18 protein-coding genes are annotated in these 18,414 nt (G+C 63.5%); 3 read left to right on the top strand and 15 right to left on the bottom strand.

What is annotated here, in order from left to right:
* Position 1: 1 nt before the first annotated feature.
* The 12 genes from C8K58_RS09675 to C8K58_RS09620 all read right to left on the bottom strand — a co-directional run bounded on the left by C8K58_RS09675 (position 2) and on the right by C8K58_RS09620 (position 10,913).
* Positions 2 to 2,314, bottom strand: coding sequence for an MMPL family transporter (locus C8K58_RS09675; protein WP_027604986.1), 2,313 nt, complete (start codon positions 2,312 to 2,314; stop codon positions 2 to 4).
* Positions 2,304 to 2,894: an outer membrane lipoprotein carrier protein LolA gene (locus C8K58_RS09670; RefSeq protein ID WP_027604985.1), complete on the bottom strand. Its 591-nt coding sequence runs from the start codon at positions 2,892 to 2,894 to the stop codon at positions 2,304 to 2,306. The genes C8K58_RS09675 and C8K58_RS09670 overlap by 11 nt, the downstream gene beginning before the upstream one ends.
* Positions 2,891 to 3,316: a thioesterase family protein gene (locus C8K58_RS09665; RefSeq protein WP_027604984.1), complete on the bottom strand. Its 426-nt coding sequence runs from the start codon at positions 3,314 to 3,316 to the stop codon at positions 2,891 to 2,893. Before C8K58_RS09665 ends, C8K58_RS09670 begins: the two co-directional genes overlap by 4 nt.
* Entirely contained in the window at positions 3,309 to 4,850 is a 1,542-nt protein-coding gene (hutH, locus tag C8K58_RS09660; RefSeq protein ID WP_027604983.1) for a histidine ammonia-lyase, read from the bottom strand. The genes C8K58_RS09665 and hutH overlap by 8 nt, the downstream gene beginning before the upstream one ends.
* The gene (locus C8K58_RS09655) at positions 4,834 to 5,769 is read right to left on the bottom strand and encodes a glycosyl transferase (protein WP_027604982.1); all 936 of its coding nucleotides are present in this window, start codon (positions 5,767 to 5,769) and stop codon (positions 4,834 to 4,836) included. The genes hutH and C8K58_RS09655 overlap by 17 nt, the downstream gene beginning before the upstream one ends.
* The gene (locus tag C8K58_RS09650) at positions 5,766 to 6,500 is read right to left on the bottom strand and encodes a glycosyltransferase family 2 protein (RefSeq protein WP_065925691.1); all 735 of its coding nucleotides are present in this window, start codon (positions 6,498 to 6,500) and stop codon (positions 5,766 to 5,768) included. The genes C8K58_RS09655 and C8K58_RS09650 overlap by 4 nt, the downstream gene beginning before the upstream one ends.
* 185 nt (positions 6,501 to 6,685) lie before the next feature.
* Positions 6,686 to 8,356: an acyl-CoA synthetase family protein gene (locus C8K58_RS09645; RefSeq protein WP_108573652.1), complete on the bottom strand. Its 1,671-nt coding sequence runs from the start codon at positions 8,354 to 8,356 to the stop codon at positions 6,686 to 6,688.
* On the bottom strand, positions 8,353 to 8,898 hold the full coding sequence (locus C8K58_RS09640) for a hypothetical protein (protein ID WP_065925689.1): 546 nt from the start codon (positions 8,896 to 8,898) through the stop codon (positions 8,353 to 8,355). The genes C8K58_RS09645 and C8K58_RS09640 overlap by 4 nt, the downstream gene beginning before the upstream one ends.
* A complete protein-coding gene (locus tag C8K58_RS09635) occupies positions 8,895 to 9,149 on the bottom strand; it encodes an acyl carrier protein (protein WP_003187949.1) in 255 nt (84 codons plus the stop codon). The genes C8K58_RS09640 and C8K58_RS09635 overlap by 4 nt, the downstream gene beginning before the upstream one ends.
* 9 nt (positions 9,150 to 9,158) lie before the next feature.
* Entirely contained in the window at positions 9,159 to 9,428 is a 270-nt protein-coding gene (locus tag C8K58_RS09630) for a phosphopantetheine-binding protein (RefSeq protein ID WP_027604978.1), read from the bottom strand.
* Entirely contained in the window at positions 9,406 to 10,218 is an 813-nt protein-coding gene (locus tag C8K58_RS09625) for a 1-acyl-sn-glycerol-3-phosphate acyltransferase (RefSeq protein WP_027604977.1), read from the bottom strand. The genes C8K58_RS09630 and C8K58_RS09625 overlap by 23 nt, the downstream gene beginning before the upstream one ends.
* A complete protein-coding gene (locus C8K58_RS09620; protein WP_027604976.1) occupies positions 10,194 to 10,913 on the bottom strand; it encodes a beta-ketoacyl synthase chain length factor in 720 nt (239 codons plus the stop codon). Before C8K58_RS09620 ends, C8K58_RS09625 begins: the two co-directional genes overlap by 25 nt.
* 337 nt (positions 10,914 to 11,250) lie before the next feature.
* On the opposite strand from C8K58_RS09620, the gene C8K58_RS09615 reads away from it, so the two are divergent.
* Positions 11,251 to 12,021 carry a ParA family protein gene (locus C8K58_RS09615; RefSeq protein WP_027604975.1) on the top strand — a complete coding sequence of 257 codons (771 nt, stop codon included), beginning with the start codon at positions 11,251 to 11,253 and terminating at the stop codon, positions 12,019 to 12,021.
* A 77-nt stretch (positions 12,022 to 12,098) separates the two neighbouring features.
* Here the strand turns inward: C8K58_RS09615 and trxC are convergent, their stop codons facing one another.
* Complete coding sequence (gene trxC / locus C8K58_RS09610) at positions 12,099 to 12,533, bottom strand: thioredoxin TrxC (protein WP_027604974.1); 435 nt, start codon at positions 12,531 to 12,533, stop codon at positions 12,099 to 12,101.
* 235 nt (positions 12,534 to 12,768) lie between these two features.
* Here trxC and C8K58_RS09605 point away from each other — a divergent pair, with 235 nt between their 5' ends.
* Positions 12,769 to 13,056 (top strand): type II toxin-antitoxin system HigB family toxin, encoded by a 288-nt coding sequence (locus C8K58_RS09605; protein ID WP_027604973.1) that lies wholly within the window; start codon positions 12,769 to 12,771, stop codon positions 13,054 to 13,056.
* A gap of 6 nt (positions 13,057 to 13,062) precedes the next feature.
* Complete coding sequence (locus tag C8K58_RS09600) at positions 13,063 to 13,464, top strand: type II toxin-antitoxin system HigA family antitoxin (protein WP_027604972.1); 402 nt, start codon at positions 13,063 to 13,065, stop codon at positions 13,462 to 13,464.
* A gap of 18 nt (positions 13,465 to 13,482) precedes the next feature.
* Here C8K58_RS09600 and selO read toward each other — a convergent pair whose 3' ends face one another.
* The gene (gene selO, locus C8K58_RS09595; RefSeq protein WP_108573651.1) at positions 13,483 to 14,946 is read right to left on the bottom strand and encodes a protein adenylyltransferase SelO; all 1,464 of its coding nucleotides are present in this window, start codon (positions 14,944 to 14,946) and stop codon (positions 13,483 to 13,485) included.
* 48 nt (positions 14,947 to 14,994) lie between these two features.
* The gene (gene mscK / locus C8K58_RS09590) at positions 14,995 to 18,378 is read right to left on the bottom strand and encodes a mechanosensitive channel MscK (protein ID WP_027604970.1); all 3,384 of its coding nucleotides are present in this window, start codon (positions 18,376 to 18,378) and stop codon (positions 14,995 to 14,997) included.
* Between the last annotated feature and the right edge of the window lie 36 nt (positions 18,379 to 18,414).

Below are 18,414 nucleotides of genomic sequence, written 5' to 3'. Positions count from 1 at the left end.
TTCATGAGGCGTGTTTCCGTTGGCCGGCCCAGGGGGCCAGCATAAAGCTGAATGCCAGGCCCAGGCTGACCGACAGGCCGAAATTACTCACTGCCGGGGTACTGGACACCGCCAGCAGGCCGAACGACAACCAGGTCGTCAGCGCTGCCAGCAGCGTCCCTAAAAGGCTGACAGCGGGGCCGCCGATCTGTTCGCGCATCAAAATCGCATAGTCGACACTGATGGCCGTGACCAGCAGCAACCCGAACAGGCTGAACAGGGTCAGCGGCTGGCCCAGCCAACCCAGGCTGGCCAGGCTGCACAGTGCAGCCAGCAACGGCAGGGCGACGATGCGCAAGGCCCCGCCGAAACCGAACGGCAGGATCAGTAACAGCACGATCAGCACGCACGACATCAACTTCAATTCGGCGGCGCTGATCTGCGTGTCGGCGAATACACGGTTCAAATCCCCGAGACGATCCACCAACTGCACGCCGGGCAGGTCCACGGCCTGCACCCGCAGCAGCGCCGGGTTGTTCAAGCCCTGCAGGCTGACCATGGCCGCCACGCCGCCGTCCACCGGGCCCAGCCACAGCGTGCGCCAGGGTTCGGCCAAGGGGCCCACCAGCGCAGCGTCGATGTCTTCGGTGGGCAGCGCTTGCAGTTGCGCGACTTCGGCGTGCAGGGCGCCGGCGGGCACGCCGAGGTCCAGCAGCGGCTGCCAATGCTGTGGAAGTGTGCTCAGGGCATCGCGCAGTTGCTGCTGTTCGGCGGGCAGGCTGACCAGTTGGTTGAGCGCCAGGTAACCCTGGAGCTTGTCCATATTCACCAGTTGGTCCAGGCGTTGGCCCAGGGCGGCTTGCCGCTCCAGCAACTGCGGCTGGTTGTCGGCCCGTATCAGGAAAAACTGGCTGGTGGGCTGGAAACCGGTAATGCGCGCCACGGCCTGTGCCTCTTGCAGCAGTTGCGGCGGCGCACCGATCCACTGGCGAATATCGTTTTTGCTGTCCAGCTGCCAAAGGCCGCCGGCGCAGAACAGCAGCACCCACACCAGCAGCACCGGACTGGGCACACGCTTGAGCAAGGTGGCCCGCACCCGCCACAGGCATTCGGCGACGCGCAGCGGCCATTGGGCCGGGCGCAGTTCGACACCCTTGAGCAGTGCCGGCAGCAGGCACACCGCTGACAGGTAGGCGCCGACCAGGCCCGCGGCGGAGAACACCGCGATTTGCGTCAAGGCCGGGAAGGGCGTCCAGGCCAGCGCCAGGTAGCCGATGCAGCTGGTGGCCAGGCTCAGGCTCAGCCCTGGCAGCGTCAGGCGCAATGCCGGCCAACTGCGCCAGGGGTTCATGCTCCAGCTTTTCGACAGGTAGTGCAGCGGGTAATCCACCGCGACGCCGATCAGGCTGGAGCCGAGCACCAGGGTCATCACATGCATATGGCCGAACAGCGCCACGCAAGCGACGGCACCAAACAGCATGCCCACCAGCACCGGTACAAACGCCAGCAGCACTCGCCAGCGGCGGAACGCCAGCAACAGCAGCAGCAGAATGCCGACGGTGGCGCCGCCGCCGACCCAGGTGATTTCCCGCGTGGCCTGCTGCTGGCCATTGGCGGCGTAAAGCAAACCGCTGGCGGCGAGCAATTGCGCGCCGTGTTCGCCGGCCTGCGTGCGGCTGGCCTGGAGCAGATCCGCCACCTGCAGCGGCAGTTTCATGTCGAAGGCATTGCCGGTGGTGCGCGCCCGCAGCAGCACCCAGCTCTTGCCGTCGGCATCGGCGATCAAGGCGCCGCTGCCGATGTCCAGTTGCACCGAGCCGCGTTGCGGCTGGCTGTTCTGGATGCGCCCGGTCAGGCCCAGCCAGTCGTCCTGGCTCGGCACTAGGCTGAAGCCGGTGAAGGGGTCGAACAGCGACTGCACCCGTTGCTGGATGAACGCGTCCGGGTGGTCGATCAGTTGTTCGCGGTCCTTGGTCGAGAGCATCGCCAGCCGCCCGCGCAGCAACTGTTCACGCAGTGCCGGCAGGTCGGCTTGCAGGTTCCATTGGACCTTCTCGAACAAGCCGCTGGCCTGCCAGCGCTCGCCCAATTGCTGGGCGACGGCCACCGCTTGCTGGCGATCGGCGTGCCCCACCAACACCAGCATTTCGCGGTTGAGCGGCTCCTGCATGCGCTGTTCGGCTTGCAGTTCCAGGGCGTCCGGCGTACTGCCCGGCACCAGCTCCATCAGGTTGGCCGACAGCGGTGCACCATCGCGCCACTGCCAGCCGGCCAGGGCCAGCACGGCCACCAGCAGGATCAGGAACAGGCGGGGCAGCAGGCGCTCACTGGGCAAAATCGTGTTGCTCCGCGTCGCTCAATGGCTGGCCGGCGCTGCTGTCCTGCATGCGCAGCACGGTGCTGTCGCCCTGGGTTTCCAGCAGTTCGATCTTCTGCACCAGTTCACCGCCGTCGATATTGATCTGGGTGAATACCTGCTTGAGCAGCAGTGAACGCGGGATCAGCGTGAGCTTCCATTGCCGGGCTTCGCCTTGCAGTTGCAGCTCGAAGTCGCGCTGCAAGCCGCTGCTGTCGCCCTGGAGCACGGCGAGGAACAGACGGTTCTGTTCGGCGCCGGCGCTCTTGTTCGGCAGCAGTTGCCAGCCGTTGGCGTCACGCCGGGCAATGCCTTGGGCGCTGATGCGGTAGTCCTGTTGCAGCGGGGTTTTCAGCAGCCACAGCAGGCCGTGGTCCTTGGCCAGGACGAAGGTGCCCTTGCTGACCAACGGCTGCGGCAGCGCACGCAGGTGTTTTTCCTGGATAAAGCTGCCGTGGATCACAGAGGGTTTGGCCAACTGGTCGCTGAGTTGTTGCAGGTCGAAGGCCTGGGCTTGAAGCGACAGCAGCAACGCGCCAAGGAAGGTGATCAGTTTCATGACAAGGCCCTGTCGACGGCGTCGGTGAATACTTTGGGGGACGCCAGCTGCATCTCGCGAGTGGCGATGTCCACCGCCACCTGCACAGTGCTGGCGCGGGTCAGGCGCTCGCCGCTGGCCAGGTCGGTGATCAGGTAATTGACCTTCAAGCGGTTCTCCCACTCCACCAGGCTGGCGCGCACGTTGATCGTCTGGCCGAACACCGCACCGCGCACATAGCGCAGTTGCATGTCGATCACCGGCCAGGCGTAGCCGGCTTCGAGCATCGCCGTGTAGTTATGGCCGATCTTGTCCAGCAGCGCGCAGCGTGCGACTTCCAGGTACTTCACGTAATGCCCGTGCCAGACGACGTGCATGGTGTCGACGTCAAAAAACGGCACCAGGATTTCGGTGTCGCTGTGCAATACGCCAGGGCTACGCATGCAGCCTCCAGTGTTGCTCGGCGATGCGTTGCAGGCACAGGCGCAGTTCGCCTTCGAGAGCACGGTCTTCGATGACCGGCGGGAAGTCCTGGGCCAGCTCTGCATGCATGGCCGCCAGCGCCGGCGGCAACGGGCGTGCGTCGTCGGCCTGGGCGCGCAGCCACACACCCTGGTTGGCGGCGAGCAGGGTGGCGGCGGCGACCTGTTCGGTCAGCTCCAGCACGCGGATCGCATCGCGGGCGGCGATGGTGCCCATGCTCACCTTGTCCTGGTTGTGGCACTCGGTGGAGCGCGAGAACACGCTGGCCGGCATGGTGTTTTTCAGTGCTTCGGCGGTCCAGGCGCTGGTGCCGATCTGCACCGCCTTGAAACCGTGGTTGATCATCGCGCGGTCCGCCGGTGCGCCGGACAGGTTGCTCGGCAGGCCGTGGTTGTAGCGCACGTCCACCAGCAGGGCGAGCTGGCGGTCAAGCAGGTCGGCGACGTTGGCCACCAGGGTCTTGAGGCTGTCCATGGCAAAGGCGATATGCCCGCCGTAGAAGTGCCCGCCATGCAGCACGCGTTCTTCTTCGGCGTCGATGATCGGGTTGTCGTTGGCGCTGTTCAGCTCGATCTCGATAAACGAACGCAGCCAGTTCAGGCTGTCGGCCAGCACGCCGAGGACGTGGGGCGCGCAGCGCAGCGAGTAGCGATCCTGCAGGCGATGCAGCGGCGCGGTCGGCGCGTCGATCGCCAGATCCTCGCGTAGCCAGGCTGCGACTTGCATCTGCCCCGGATGTGGCTTGGCGGCGAACAGGCGCTCGTCGAAGTGTTCCGGGTTGCCTTGCAGCGCCACCACGTTCAGCGCGGTGATACGGGTGGCCAGTTGCAGCAGGTAATCGGCGCGGGCGAAGGCCAGGCAAGCGATGCCGGTCATCACCGCGGTGCCGTTCATCAGTGCCAGGGCTTCCTTGGGGCGCAGTACCAGCGGCTCCCAGCCGAGTTCGCGATGCACGTCGGCTGCCTGGCGACGCTCGCCACGGAACAGCACTTCACGCTCGCCGGACAGGGTCGCGGCCACGTAGGACAGCGGGGTCAGGTCACCGCTGGCGCCCACCGAGCCTTCTTCCGGGATCAGCGGCAGCACGTCGTGTTCGAGGAACCCATGCAGGCGCTCCAGCAGTTCCACGCGCACCCCGGAGACACCGTGGCACAGCGACTGCAAGCGCGCCGCCAGCACCGCACGGGTGGCCTGGGCGTCGAGCAACTTGCCCAGGCCGCAACCGTGGAAGGTGTACAGGTGACGGGGCAGGGCCTCCACGTGTTGCAACGGCACCGCGACCACGCAGGAGTCACCGTAGCCGGTGGTCACGCCGTAGATCACGCCTTCCTTGTCCAGCAGCGAGTCGAGGAACTGTGCGCCCTTGGCGATGCGCTGGCGATACGCGGCATCGCCTTGCAGCTGGGTAGGCACCTGACGGTTGGCCAGGGCCAGCACGTCTTCGATGCGCAGGGGGCGTTCGCCAAAGGTTACCGGCTCAAGATGCGTCGTCATCGGTCTTCCAGAAAGGGTAAAAGTTGAACCATTGTTGGGGCGCTTCCAGGCAGAACCGGCCCAGGCGTGCGGCGTAGCGCGCGGTCCACAGGGCGATGACCTGCTCGCGGGTGCTGCGTTTCCATTCGATCAATTGCGCGAAGGGCTCGATGGTCAGGCGATAGCGGCCCTGGTGTTTCAGGCACATCAGCAGGTTGACCGGGCACTTCAGCAGGCCCGCCAGCAGCCACGGGCCTTGGGGGAACGCGGCGTCATGGCCGAGGAAATCCACGCGCACCGTGCGCCCGCCATGCAAGGGCACGCGGTCGCCGGCAATCGCCAGCCACTCGCCGTCGTCCAGGCGCTGGCTGAGCAGCAGCATGGTGGCCGGGTCCAGCTCGCTGACCTGGATCAGGCGCAAGTGGGTGGCACCGGCTTCGCCCAGCAGGCGGTTGAAGCGTTCGGCGTGCTTGGTGTGCACCAGCACGTTCATGGTGACCTGTTCGCCGATTTCCGCCAGCGCGCGGCACACTTCGAGGTTGCCCAGGTGGGCGCCCACCAGCATCTGCCCGCGCCCGGCGCGCAGTTGCCCGCGCAGTTTCGCCGGGTCGTTGATCTCGATCTGTTCCAGGCGCAGCTTGCCGTTCCACACGTCGAGTTTGTCGAGCAGGGCATCGGCGAAGGCCATGAACTGGGCAAAGACTCTGCGCTGGCTGGGGCGCAGTTCATCGCGCCCGCTCCAGTCGGCCAGGCGCTGCTGGTATTGCCAGGCGCTCTGGCGCGCGGTGCGGCCGAACAGGAAGAAGTACAGCACGATGCCGTACAGCACCGGGCTCAGCAGGCGGCGGCCGAGGACCTTGGCGGCGAGGGCGGTGAATTTCATCAGCCAGTAGCTGCCGCGTTCTTCGCGGTCGGCCCAGTGCTTGGTGCTGTCGCTCATGCCTGCCACCGTCGCCACAGGATCAGCGGCGCACGCACCAACATGCCGAAGAACAGGCGGGTGTGCATGGCACTGATGCGTACGTTGTCGCGGAACAGGCGGAAGTGCGACAGGCCGTCGGCGGGGTAATGCACCTGGGTCGGCAGCCAGCGCATCGGCTGGTTGCGCCAGGCAAGGCGCACCAGGATGTCGGAGTCGAAGTCCATGTGCGTGCCGATATAGGCCGAGTCCATCAGCGCCAGCACCGGTGCCAGCGGGTACACGCGAAAGCCGCACATCGAGTCGCGGATCTGCAGTGACAGGGTGTTGATCCACACCCACACATGGGTCAGGTAACGCGCATACAAACGGCCCTTGGGCACGCTTTCGTCGTATTCGGGGTAGCCGCAGATGATTGCGTTGGGCTGCCTGCGGGACGCGTCGATAAACGTTTCGACTTCACGCAGGTCGTGCTGGCCGTCGGCATCGACCTGCAAGGCGTGGCTGAAGCCCAGGCGCGCCGCTTCGCGAAAGCCCGCCATCACTGCGCCGCCCTTGCCCTGATTGGTCGGCAGGGTCAGCAGGGTGACATTGTCCAGCCGCGCCAGTTGCGCCAGCACCGCTGCGCAGGCCGGGCTGCTGCCATCGTCCACCAACAGGCACGGCAGGCCACTGTTCAACAGGCTGTGGACCACGGCGGGCACGGCGGCTTCGTGGTTGTAGACCGGGATCAGGGCGCAGGGGTTATGCATGGTGTCCCTCAGCGTCTGGTAAATAACCTGTGGCGAGCGGGCTTGTTGTGGTGAGCGGGCTTGCCCCGCGTTGGGCCGCGGAGCGGCCCCAGTAAGGTAACCGAGACGTGTCAGACAGACCTCCGGCGCAGGTTTTGGGGCCGCTACGCAGCCCAACGCGGGGCAAGCCCGCTCGCCACAAAAGCTTATGCATGGGCCGCTTCCAATTGGATGCGGCCGCTGGAGCAGGCGGCGACGCCGTTGCGGTAGGCGAAATACAACTTGCCGCGTTCCTGGTCAAAGCGCAGGTGCAGTTCGATACGGTCGCCGGGGCGCACCAGTTGCTGGAACTTGAGCACTTCCATGCCGGCAAAGGTCGCGGGCAGATCGAGCAGTTGTTGGCCGAGGTTGAACGCCCACTCCACCTGGACCACGCCGGGCAATACCGGAGTGACCGGGAAGTGGCCGCTGAAATAGGCCAGGTCCGGCGGCACGCTCAGTTGCAAGGTCCATTCGCCATCGACTTCGACGTGCTCCAGCACTTCCGGCGCCTTGGGCCGGGGCGCCAGCAGCAGCGCGGCCACATCGGCCTGGGGCAGTTTGCCCTGGGCATTCAGCGGCAGCTGGCGCAGCAGCCGCCAGCGACGTGGCAGCGCCAGGGCTTCGCAATGCTGGCTCAAATGCTGGCGCAGGGTCTGGGTGACAGTCCGTCGGCCCTGGTTGCGCAAGGCGTGCAGGCCGTCGGCACTGAGCACCACCAGCGCGCCGAGGGAGGCGCGGTTTTCCTGCACCACCCCCAGGCGCGTTTCGGCGACCCACGGGTGGGCCATCAGCGCCTGCTCAAGCATGGGCAGGGAGATGCGTTTTTCTTCCAGCTTGACGATACGGTCCAGGCGCCCGAGCAGCTCGAAGCGACCATCGGCATGGATGCGCGCCGCGTCAGCGGTTTGTTCTATGTGCCCGACGGGCAAGTATGGCGAGGCGATGCGCAGGGCACCGTCGGCGTCCTGGCTCAGGTGTACATCGGCGAACGGCTGCCAGGGTTGCGCACCCTGGCGCCAGGCGATACCGCCGGTTTCCGAGCTGCCGAGGATCTCGGTCGGCCATTGCTGCAAGCGCTCGTAAAGACTGCCGGCCGCCTCGATGGGCAGGGCACCACCCGACGAAAATACCCGCGATACCTGGCTCAGCGCCGGCCAGTCGAGGTTGTCGCCCATGCGCTTGAGCAGCGCCGGGCTGGCGACCCAGGCGAATTGCGGGTGTTCGCGGCTGGCGCGTTGCATGTCTTCCGGAAACGCCAGCTGGCGGCGCACAAAGCTGCGCCCGGCGCACAGCGGCCACAGCACGCGGAACAGCAAACCGTAGATGTGCTGGGTGGCGACACTGCCGATGATGCAGGCGTCCTTCAGGTCTGAACCCCACAGCGCTTCCAGGGCCTGGACCTCATTGGCCAACTGGCGCAGGGTCTTGTCGATACGCTTGGGTTCGCCGCTGGAGCCGGAGGTGCACAGGCTCAGTTGGCAGGTGTCCAGGTCGAGGGCGGCCGGGCTCAACGGTGCTTGATACAGCGCGTCCAGGTCTGCCGCTTCAGTCAGCCAGGCGTCGACAACCGCGTCCCAGCGTTGGCGGGTCTGGGGTTGCAGATCGGCGGGCAGCAGTACGCTGGCCCCGGCGCGCCAGGCGCCCAGCAGTGCAATCGCCAGCAGGCCGGCGTCTTCCAGGTGCAGGGCCAGGCGCTGGATGCCACGGGCTTGCAGCCCGGCGGCCAGGCTCAGGGAGTGCTCCCACAGCTGGGCGTGATTCATCGCAGGTTCGGTGGTCACCAAACGCTGTTCCAGCGGCTCGAGCAACAGGTGCTCAAGATTCAACCCATTCATACGCGGCCTCGAACCCTTTGTCGTACCAGCCATTCCACGGCAAACAACAGCCCCATCAGCCCGTAGGCAATCAAGCCGTTGTACAACGTCCACCAGCTCAACGGCGCCCATAGGGTGAGGGCGGCGGCGAGCAGGCCATTACACAGAAAAAACACGCACCACACCACGGTGACCTGGCGCGTATACACGATCGCGTGCGGCGGCAGCACCGGGTCGGTCATGCGCGCCAGACGCTCCACCATCGGCGGGCCGTATTTCAGGCTCAGGCCGAACAGCGCCAACATGAACGCACTGACCAGGCTCGGGTACCAGCGCAACAGGTGCGGGTTGTCGAACCAGGCCAGGGCCAGGCAAAACACGATCACCGCCAACGCCATCCAGCGGCTGCCGGGGCGCGCCGCACCCGTGACCGCGCGCAGCAGCCACAGGCTGCCCAGCAGCAGGCCGAATTGCCAGGGCGCAAAGTGCTCGGTGCCGTAATACACCGCAAACGGGTACAACAGCCCCGCCAATAACAGGCCAAGGCCGATCAGCCGGCTCATGCGGCAGGCTGGACCAGACGGTACACCGCCTCAACCACGTCGTTGACGGTGCGCACGGCCTTGAACTCTTCGGCGGCGATCTTCTTGCCGGTCTGGCGCTTGATATGGTCGATCAGGTCCACGGCATCGATGCTGTCGATCTCCAGGTCCTGATACAGGTTGGCGTCGAGGGTGACGCGCTCCGGGGGCAGTTCAAACAGTTCCACCAAGGCATCGCGCAGGGTGTTGAAAATATCGTCACGAGTTTGCATGGTCCGGTCTCAAGCTGCCTGTCTGGCCGTGACGAACGCCGCAAGGCTGGCCACGTTGGTGAAGTGATTGCGGGTGTCCTTGGCGTCGGCATCGATCTTGATACCGTACGTTTTCTGGATCGCCAGGCCCAATTCCAGGGCGTCTACCGAATCCAGGCCCAGGCCTTCGCCGAACAGGGTTTGGTCGCTGCCGATGTCGTCGGCGCTGATGTCTTCCAGGCCCAGGGCCTCGATGATCAACAGCTTTATATCGTGCTCAAGGCGGTGTTGGTCGCTCATCTTCGGCGAGCTCCTTAATGAAATAATGGTGCAGGTAATCGTTGAGCTTGCGTGAGGCCTGGGGCGCGGGCCCCAGTGTTGCGAACGCCTGTGGTTCTATATCGGCCCCCACGCGCAAACTGAAGTGAAAACGGCATTTAGGGATGCGATACCAGGGTTCTGCCTTGGTCAGAGTGGTGGGGCTGACCTTGATCACTACCGGGGTGATGATTGTCGCACCGCGCAGGGCAATGGCGGCGGCCCCGCGATGAAAGGCGGGCGCCACGCCGGGGGTGGTGCGGGTGCCTTCGGGAAAGATGATCAGCGTCTGGCCGTTGCGCAGGGCGTCAGCGGCGGCGTCGAGCATGTCTGCGCTGCCGTCGTTGCTTATGTAACCCGCGTCGCGCACCGGGCCACGGGTGAACGGGTTTTGAAACAGGCTCTGCTTGATCACGCAATTGGTCTGGCGCATCAGGCCGATCAGGAACACCACGTCGATCAGCGAAGGGTGGTTGGCGATGATCATCTGGCCCGGCTGGCCGAGCCTTTCGGCGCCTTCGACGCTGTAGGTCAGCACGCCGGCGCGTTGCATCAGGCGGATAAAGAACCAGAACAGCTTGCTGATGGTATGGCGGGCGCGGCGCTGGTGCCTTTCTACGTTGCCCGGCAGGCAGCTGAGCAGGGGAAAGACCAGCAAACGCAGGCACAACCCGCCGACGCCGAACACGAAGAAGCTCGCGGCAGTGGCGAACAGGCGCCAGTAGTAGGCATCCCGTGGCTTATCGTTCACGACTTGCGTTGCCAGTTCCATACACGGTTCTTCCAGGCATGTTGGCAGGCGCCCTGTTCGGTAAGCAGGGTGCGCAGCAGGTTCAGGGCGTGGGGCCACTGGGTTTGAGTGGGTTGGACAGTGCCGGCGCTGAGTTCCAGTTGCCACTCGTCGCCTGGCGTCAGCAGCAGGCCGAGGGCGTAGGGAAACGGCACGTCAACGATCCAACTGGCGTAGGCCTCGGGCGGCTGTTCTTCGGTGATGACCAGCAATACCGCCGGAGCGCCTTCGTTGAGCAGGGCCGCGGCTTCGAGCATGCCGTGCTCCAGGCCATCGCCGGCGGCGGCGAGGGCTGTCATTTCGCTGGTTTCATTGCGCAGGATCGACCACAGGCCAATCACCGCGTTGTGCACCGACAGGCTGAATTGGGTCGGCGACAGCGGCTGGTCGTTGGCCAGGTCGCTGAGGATGTCGAGGGTGCGCGGGGTTTCGCCATGCCGGGAAACAAACACCAGCGGCAGGTCTTGCAGGCCGTCGGCCAGCGGCCAGCCTACGCTGAACGCCATGCGCGCCAGGCGGCTCAGGCGGCGGCGCTGCATGGCCGGCAGGAACGACACGTCGGGCGAGGCATCGCTGGCAGGCAGCAACACCGGGGCCTGGCACCAGGCGTGCCAGTCGTCCGCGCTTTCCAGGCCGGGGGCCCAGGCGCGCCATTGGGCGATGTTGAAGTTGATCACTGAGAAGTTATCCCGCCCCTGCGGGCTTCCATGTGCGGCTTTTGGCCCCGAATACCGGGACAAGGAGCAATCGCCGAGTGGCGCGCATTATCCCGGTGCTGCGGGGTTCTAGCAAACTTTGGTAAAGAATTGTGCAAGGCCGATTACAAATAAGTCGGGAAGGTTTACAGATTGTCCTTCAACGAGGGGCAACTTGGATCGTCGGACACTTCCTTTTCATTTGTACGCGACACATGACAGACCCGATGCAATGCAGCAATGCATCGATGAACGAGGTAGCTAACAGGCGCTTTTGCCCTCTACACTCGGACATTCATTGATACACGGAGGTTTTTCCATGCGGCGCGTGGTGTTCAATCAAAAAGGCGGTGTTGGCAAGTCGAGCATCGCCTGCAACCTGGCGGCGGTCAGCGCCAGCGAAGGCTATCGAACCCTGTTGGTGGACCTCGATGCACAGGCCAATTCAACCCAATACCTGACGGGGCTGACTGGCGACGACATCCCCATGGGGATCGCGGACTTTTTCAAGCAAACCCTGTCTTCCGGGCCGTTTTCGAAGAAGAACAAGGTCGATATCTACGAAACCCCCTTCGACAACCTGCACGTCATTACCGCCACCGCCGAACTCGCGGACCTGCAGCCCAAGCTTGAGGCCAAGCACAAGATCAACAAGCTGCGAAAGCTGCTCGATGAGCTGGGCGAAGATTACGACCGGATCTACCTGGATACCCCGCCAGCCCTGAACTTTTATGCGGTTTCTGCGCTGATTGCCGCTGATCGTGTGCTGATCCCCTTCGATTGCGACAGCTTCTCGCGCCAGGCCCTGTATGGCCTGCTGGCTGAAATCGAAGAATTGAAGGAAGACCACAACGAAGGCCTCGAAGTGGAAGGCATCGTGGTCAACCAGTTCCAGGCGCGGGCGAGCTTGCCGCAGCAAATGCTCGATGAGTTGATTGCCGAGGGCTTGCCGGTGTTGCCGGTGTACCTGGCCAGCTCGGTGCGCATGCGCGAGTCGCATCAGGAGAACAAGCCGCTGATCCACCTGGATCCACGGCACAAGCTCACACTGCAATTTGTGGAGCTGCATAACCTGCTGGAAAACGCCTGATTTTGCTGGCGACACAAAACCTCTGTGGGAGGGGACAAGCCCCTCCCACACTGTCCAGCATTGTTCTCCAGGTCCGATTACACCCCCTGGCTACGCAACCAGCTCATCAGCTGCGGCAACGGAAACGCTCCGCTCTGGCGCGCCACTTCGCGGCCGTTCTTGAACAGAATCAGACTGGGGATCGAACGAATCCCCAATTGTGCCGACAGCTGCTGATTGGCCTCGCTGTCCAGCTTGGCCAGCCTGCACTTGCCTTCCAGCTGCCCGGCCGCCTGTTCAAACACCGGCGCAAACGACTTGCATGGTCCACACCAATCGGCCCACACGTCCACCAGCAGCGGCAGGTCGCCCTTGATCTGACTGGCGTAGTCACCTTGTTTCAGCTCGAAAGGCTTGCCCAGTAGAACCGGTTGCTTGCAGCGCCCGCACTTGGGCGTATCACCCAGGCGTTCTGCGGGGATGCGGTTGAGGCCGTTGCAATGGGGGCAGGGGATAACGAGAGGTTCGGACATGGTGGGCTCCGTGGATGTGGCCAATGCTCCCTATCTGGAGTCAGGCATCAGCTTTATCAAGCTCGGGGGTGGCGACGCATGTGCTAACAGATTCGCAAATGTCGATTGGCGCATGCCTATCTAGGCTGGAAGTGCTTGTTCGAAATAGCACCATCGGTCCGTTCGACGCCATAGCAAATTGCGATAGTCGGCGTTCGGGTTTAACCTTCATAGCAATATGCGATAGGGATGTTGCATGCGTGTAATCAGTGCGAAACAAATCAGAAGTGCCAAGTTGAAGTGGCCTCATTCAGCCACTGCTTTGGATGAGTGGTATCGGAAAGTCAAAGTCCTCAATCCCGAAGACTTCGCGGCGTTGAAGTTGATTTTTCCTGCAGTGGATAAGGTGGGGGCATTACACGTCTTCAACATCGGTGGTAACAAGCTACGGCTCATTGCGATTGTGCGCTACCGAATGCAGCGGCTTTATATTCGGCATGTGCTGGACCATCGGGAATACGACAAGGGTAAATGGAAGGAGTGATTGAAAATGAGTGTGCTGATTGAGCAGGTGGCCGAGCATTGGCAATTCGTATCACCGCTGCTGCGCAAGCCCAAAACCGAGGCTGACTACGATGTGCTGGTGGAGGCGCTCGACGAATTACTGGATATCGTCGGGGATGACGAAGCCCATCCGTTGATGGGCGTTGTCGATATCATCGGTGACTGGGTCGAGGCTTATGACCTGGAGCATTGGCCGATGCCTGAGGCGAGCGGTGTCGACGTACTGCGATCAATGATGCAGGAGCATGGCCTGACTCAGAGTGATTTGCCGGGTGTTGGCGCTCAATCGGTGGTCTCGGAAATCCTCAGTGGAAAACGCCAGCTGAACGTGCGACAGATTCGTTGGCTGGCGGATTTTTTCAAGGTGCCGGTCGACCTGTTCATCTAACCGTGGGCATGGCGCGTATCACGACGAACAACTGATCTCCAAATGCTTGCCCCAATCCGGCGGTCGTTGCGCGTACTGTTCCATCCCCGCTTGCTCCTCGAACGGCTTGGAAAGCACCTCATGCAGTCGCTGCACTTCGCTGTAGTCGCCTGATTCGGCGGCGGCGATAGCGTTCTGTGCGAGGTAGTTGCGCAGGATGTACAGCGGGTTCACTGCATGCATCCGCTCACGGCGCTGCTCTTCGCTGTAATCCCCATCCCGCGCAACACGGGCCGTGTACAGCTCGGCCCAGGCATCGAACCCGGCGAGGTCGACAAAGTCATCGCGCAGCTTCGCCACCGCCAGCGCTGCCGATTCATCCCCAAGTCGCCGGAAGAACAGCGTGTAATCCACGCCGCTGTTCTGCATCAGCTTCAGCAACCGTTCCACCAGCTTCTGGTCGTCGTCTTCGGCAGTGGTCAGCCCCAGTCGGCGGCGCATCAGGTCCAGGTAGTGGGCCTGGTACAGCGGCAGGTACAGGCCAAGGGCTTCTTTCAAGGCATCGACGCTGATAAATGGCGTGAGCGCCTGGGCCAGCGCGCTGAGGTTCCACTGGCCGATGGGCACCTGGTTGCTGAAGGAGTAACGTCCTTCATGGTCCGAGTGATTGCAGATGAAGTGCGCGTCAAAGTCGTCGAGAAACGCAAACGGCCCGAAGTCGAAGGTGATGCCGAGGATCGACATGTTGTCGGTGTTCATCACGCCGTGGCAGAAACCATAGGCCTGCCATTTGGCGATCATCTCGGCATTGCGCTCGACGATTTCGCGGAACATCGCCAGGTAGGGCTCGGGCTGTTCGCGGCACTCGGGGTAATGCAGGTTCAACACGTGTTCGGCCAGCTCGGCCTGCTGTTCGGGCTTCTTGGTGTAGTAGAAATATTCGAAATGACCAAAACGGATATGGCTGGGCGCCAGGCGCAGCACCATCGCCCCACGTTCCTGCTTCTCACGCCAGACCGGGGTGCTGGAGCCAATCACGCACAACGCACGGCTGCTGGGGATACCCAGTGCATGCAGCGCTTCGGAGGCCAGGAACTCCCGAATCGACGAGCGCAGCACCGCGCGGCCATCGCCCATGCGCGAGTAGGGCGTCATCCCGGCACCCTTGAGGTGCAGGTCCCAATGCTCGCCGGCCTCGTTGTATACCTCGCCCAGCAGCAATCCCCGACCATCGCCCAGCTGCGGGGTGTAGCCGCCGAACTGGTGCCCGGAGTAGACCATTGCCCGCGGCTCGGCTTCGGCCCACAGCTTATGGCCGCTGAACAGCTCGGCGAACACCGGCGTTTGCGCCACGGCAGGGTCGAGGTCGAGCAGGGCCATGGCGGCATTGCTTGCCACCACCAGGCGCGGTTCGTCGAGGGGCTCGGGCAATACGTGGGTTGAGAACGCGTCGCCCAGGCGTGCGAAGCGGTTGTCGAAGGTCAGTTCGTCGAGGGCTTTCACCGGCCATCTCCAGCAGAATGTCCGAGCATTCTGCTGGGGATAGGGCGTTTAGTCGAGTTTGCTGGGCGGTGGCTCGGGTGCATCCGCCACTTTGCCGTCCGGCGGCTCCGGCACATCTGGCGCCTCGGTCGGTCCGACGATGGTTCTCTTCTCGTCCTCCACCGGCACCAGCTTGTACTCCTGGCCGTGGAGGTTTTTCAGGTACACCTCCATCTGCCGGAACGAGATGTTGATGTGGTGGTTCTTGAACTCGCGGTTGATAAAGCGGTTCACTTCGTCGATCACCGGGTTGCGGTCACCGAGGTCGCGCACGTGCATGCGCAGTTCGTGGTCCAGCGTACTTTCGCCGAAGTTGAGGAAGTACACATGGGGTTCCGGTTCCTTCAACACCCTTGGGTTTTCTCGCGCAGCCTTGAGCAACAATTCCTTCACCAGGTCCAGGTCGGAGCCGTAGTCCACGCCCAGCTTGAGGGTCACGCGGGTGATGGTGTCGGTCAGGGACCAGTTGATCAGTTGCCCGGTGATGAACGTCTTGTTCGGGACGATGATGTCCTTGCGGTCGAAGTCGGTGATGGTGGTGGCGCGGATGCGGATCTTGCTCACCGTGCCCGACAGGTTGCCGATCGTGATGGTGTCGCCGATGCGCACCGGGCGCTCGAACAGGATCATGATGCCGGAGATAAAGTTGGCGAAGATCTCCTGCATGCCGAAGCCCAACCCCACCGACAGCGCGGCCACCAGCCATTGCAACTTGTCCCAGCTCACGCCGAGGGTGGACAGGGTCGAGACAAAGCCCACGCCGGCAATGATGTAGGACAGCAAGGTGGTCGTGGCGTAGGCACTGCCCTGGGCCAGGTCAAGCTTGGACAGCACCAGCACTTCCAGCAGGCCGGGCAGGTTGCGCGCCAGGGCAAAGGTGATGCCGATGATAATCAGCGCGCCGAGCAGGTCGCCGATGCTGATCGGCACCATGCTGATATTGGCACCGGTGCCGCTGGTGTATTCGTACAGGGTGACGTTGTCCAGGTAGGAAAATACCGAGATCAGGTCCGACCATACCCAGTACAGCGCCGCGATAAAGCCGCCGAGCAGCGCCAGGCGGATCAGGCGCATCGATTGTTCGTTGACCTGTTCGATATCCAGGGTCGGCTCTTCGATCACCGCTTCGCCTTCGCCGGCTTCCTTGGCGGCCTGGCGTTTGGCCAGGGCGCGGGAATAGGCCAGGCGTCGGGCGGCAACGCCCAGGCCGCGGACGAAGGTGGCTTCGATGACCAGCCAGAACATCAGCAGGTACAGGGTGTTGATCAGCCGGTCGCTGAGCTTGAGGGCGGTGTAGTAGTAGCCAAAGCACACGGCAATGAACAGCGCGATAGGCAGGGCGGTAAACAGCAGGCCCACGGCTTTGCGGAACAGCGAGGCTTTTTCGTGGGTCGGGCTGTGCAGCAGCAGGCGTCCCAGCAGCCAGGCCATCAGGGCGTAGCAGGTCAGGACCACCCCAATGCCCAGCACGTCGTCGGCCAGCGCCGCCGGTTGATGCTCGGCAATCGCCACCACGGCCACCAGGGCCAGCACCACCAGCCCGAGCTTGCGCACCCAGCCCTGGAGGAATTCGACCTGGGGCTTTTCCCAGCGGAAGTGCAACTCGGCCACGCCACCCGGCGCCAGGATGCGGTAGGCGGTGTAAAACACCAGCCACGCCTGGGCAATCTGCAACAGGGCCGCGCCGAGGTTGGCGTTTTGTCCACGGGCATCTATTTGCAGTGCGTAGCCGCACAGCGCCAGGCCCAGTGCTACCGGCATCGCCAACAGGATATTCACCAGGATCGCCTGGGGCGTGTGCCATTGGCTGTCGCGTTTGAAGTGGCCGATGTCCAGATGGACTCTTTTCAGGCGCGCGTACAGCGCGTTGCGGCGCCACAACAGGGCACCGATCAGCAGCAGCAACGGCAAAAACAGCAGCGGACGCTGGGTCAGGCCGTCGTACAGCTCGCTGACGCTGGAGGCCCAGGGCAGGGTGGTGACCTGCTTGCTCAGGTGCGCCGGCACGGTTTCCAGCCACTCGGTGTCCAGCGGCTTGTTGCTGGGGATCCAGAACATCTGTTCATCGAGCGTCGCGCGCAGGGTGGTGGCGGTGCTGAGCAGTTGTTTCTGGTTCAGTTGCAGGGTGATGGATTCGTTGAGCAGCGCGCTCAGCTCGCGGCTCAGGCGCTCCAGCAGGTCGCTGCGGGTGATCGCCAGTTCCAGCAGGGTGCGCCGCAGTTGCGGGGTGACGTCGGCCGGCGGCTGGTTGGCCAGCAGGTTATCCACATAGGTGCTGGGGGAGCTGATCAGCTCGCGCTGTTGGTTGACCTCGAACTGGTACAGGCGAATGTTGGCGATATCGTCCGCCAGGTCGCGGTCCACCGTCAGGCGGGGCAACGCTTGTTTCTGCTTATACAGAATCTTCGACAGGAGCAGGCTGCCCTTGAGCACATTGATCTGCTCGTCCAGGGCCGAATCGCTCTGGGTCACGGTGTCCAGCTGTTGCTTGGTCTGCAGGTTCTTCTGGGTCAGGTCGTTGAGGCGGTCGGTGCTCTTGAGCAGGTAGTCGGACAGCTTCAGGTTGGCCGCGCTTTCCGTGGCCAGCAGGCTGCTGCCGCCGGCTTTCTGCGCTTCGATGGACTGTTGGGTGACGGTCTGCTGGGACTGGGCCAGGCGCTTCTGGTTGATCAGGGTTTGCAGGTCCTGGATCTCCTGTTCCAGGCGCGCGGTTTTTTCCTGGATCAGGTCGTGCTGGCTGTTGCCCAGGTCCTGCAGCTGGCTGTTGCCGGCCAGCTCCTGGCGGCGCAGGGGGATCAGGGCATTCAGGGAGGCCAGTTCGGCATTCAGTTGGTTGCGCTGGTCGCCGCTGAGGGCTTTGCCATTGTCCTTGCCGGCCTTGAGGGTGGCATTGATCTGCTGGATACGCGTCTGGCTGCTGCTGATTTCGGTCTGGGCGCGCTCGGGACGGGTCTGGGCGGCGATGGTCAGGCTGTTGGCGTCGGCCAGTTCCTTTTGCAGGTCGCCTTGCTGGGTGCTGCGCTGCACCAGCAGTTGCTCAAGCTGCGGCACCGGCAGGGTGGCGTAGCGTTGGGCCACCGGAATGACCTTGGTGGCCTTGAGTCGGGTCAGTTCGCGCTGGTTCTCGCTGGTCTGGCGCGGCGCGTCTTCCAGCTGGCGCTTGAGGTCGACCAGGCGCTGCTCGTAATCCTGCTTGTTGCCCAGGTAGGTCAGGGTCTGTTGCAGGATCGACTGCAGCGCCTTCATGTCGGCGTCGGGCAGTTTGCGATCCGGCAGCTTGTCCAGGGTTTGCTGGATGGCGTCGGCGCTGGGCGGGTCGGCGGCGTAGACGCTGCCGACACAAAGGGTCAGGCCCAGCAGGGCAGTGGCGAGAAAAGTGCGCAGGGTTGGCATAGAGACCGATCGAGCAAGGTGAAGAATCGGGGGCGT

The organism is Pseudomonas sp. GV047 (assembly GCF_003058245.1).
Classification (GTDB): Bacteria; Pseudomonadota; Gammaproteobacteria; order Pseudomonadales; family Pseudomonadaceae; genus Aquipseudomonas; species Aquipseudomonas marginalis.
The sequence above is the reverse complement of the archived record's forward strand: the minus strand, read 5'-3'. Positions and strand labels throughout refer to the sequence as shown.

Bases quoted from the DNA above. Each gene is read 5' to 3' on its own strand.
- mscK (WP_027604970.1), bottom strand. From the start codon at position 18,378: ATGCCAACCCTGCGCACTTTTCTCGCCACTGCCCTGCTGGGCCTGACC.
- C8K58_RS09655 (WP_027604982.1), bottom strand. From the start codon at position 5,769: ATGAGCGACAGCACCAAGCACTGGGCCGACCGCGAAGAACGCGGCAGC.
- C8K58_RS09630 (WP_027604978.1), bottom strand. From the start codon at position 9,428: ATGAGCGACCAACACCGCCTTGAGCACGATATAAAGCTGTTGATCATC.
- C8K58_RS09645 (WP_108573652.1), bottom strand. From the start codon at position 8,356: ATGAATGGGTTGAATCTTGAGCACCTGTTGCTCGAGCCGCTGGAACAG.
- C8K58_RS09615 (WP_027604975.1), top strand. From the start codon at position 11,251: ATGCGGCGCGTGGTGTTCAATCAAAAAGGCGGTGTTGGCAAGTCGAGC.
- trxC (WP_027604974.1), bottom strand. From the start codon at position 12,533: ATGTCCGAACCTCTCGTTATCCCCTGCCCCCATTGCAACGGCCTCAAC.
- C8K58_RS09650 (WP_065925691.1), bottom strand. From the start codon at position 6,500: ATGCATAACCCCTGCGCCCTGATCCCGGTCTACAACCACGAAGCCGCC.
- hutH (WP_027604983.1), bottom strand. From the start codon at position 4,850: ATGACGACGCATCTTGAGCCGGTAACCTTTGGCGAACGCCCCCTGCGC.
- C8K58_RS09665 (WP_027604984.1), bottom strand. From the start codon at position 3,316: ATGCGTAGCCCTGGCGTATTGCACAGCGACACCGAAATCCTGGTGCCG.
- C8K58_RS09635 (WP_003187949.1), bottom strand. From the start codon at position 9,149: ATGCAAACTCGTGACGATATTTTCAACACCCTGCGCGATGCCTTGGTG.
- C8K58_RS09605 (WP_027604973.1), top strand. From the start codon at position 12,769: ATGCGTGTAATCAGTGCGAAACAAATCAGAAGTGCCAAGTTGAAGTGG.
- C8K58_RS09625 (WP_027604977.1), bottom strand. From the start codon at position 10,218: ATGGAACTGGCAACGCAAGTCGTGAACGATAAGCCACGGGATGCCTAC.
- C8K58_RS09640 (WP_065925689.1), bottom strand. From the start codon at position 8,898: ATGAGCCGGCTGATCGGCCTTGGCCTGTTATTGGCGGGGCTGTTGTAC.
- C8K58_RS09600 (WP_027604972.1), top strand. From the start codon at position 13,063: ATGAGTGTGCTGATTGAGCAGGTGGCCGAGCATTGGCAATTCGTATCA.
- C8K58_RS09670 (WP_027604985.1), bottom strand. From the start codon at position 2,894: ATGAAACTGATCACCTTCCTTGGCGCGTTGCTGCTGTCGCTTCAAGCC.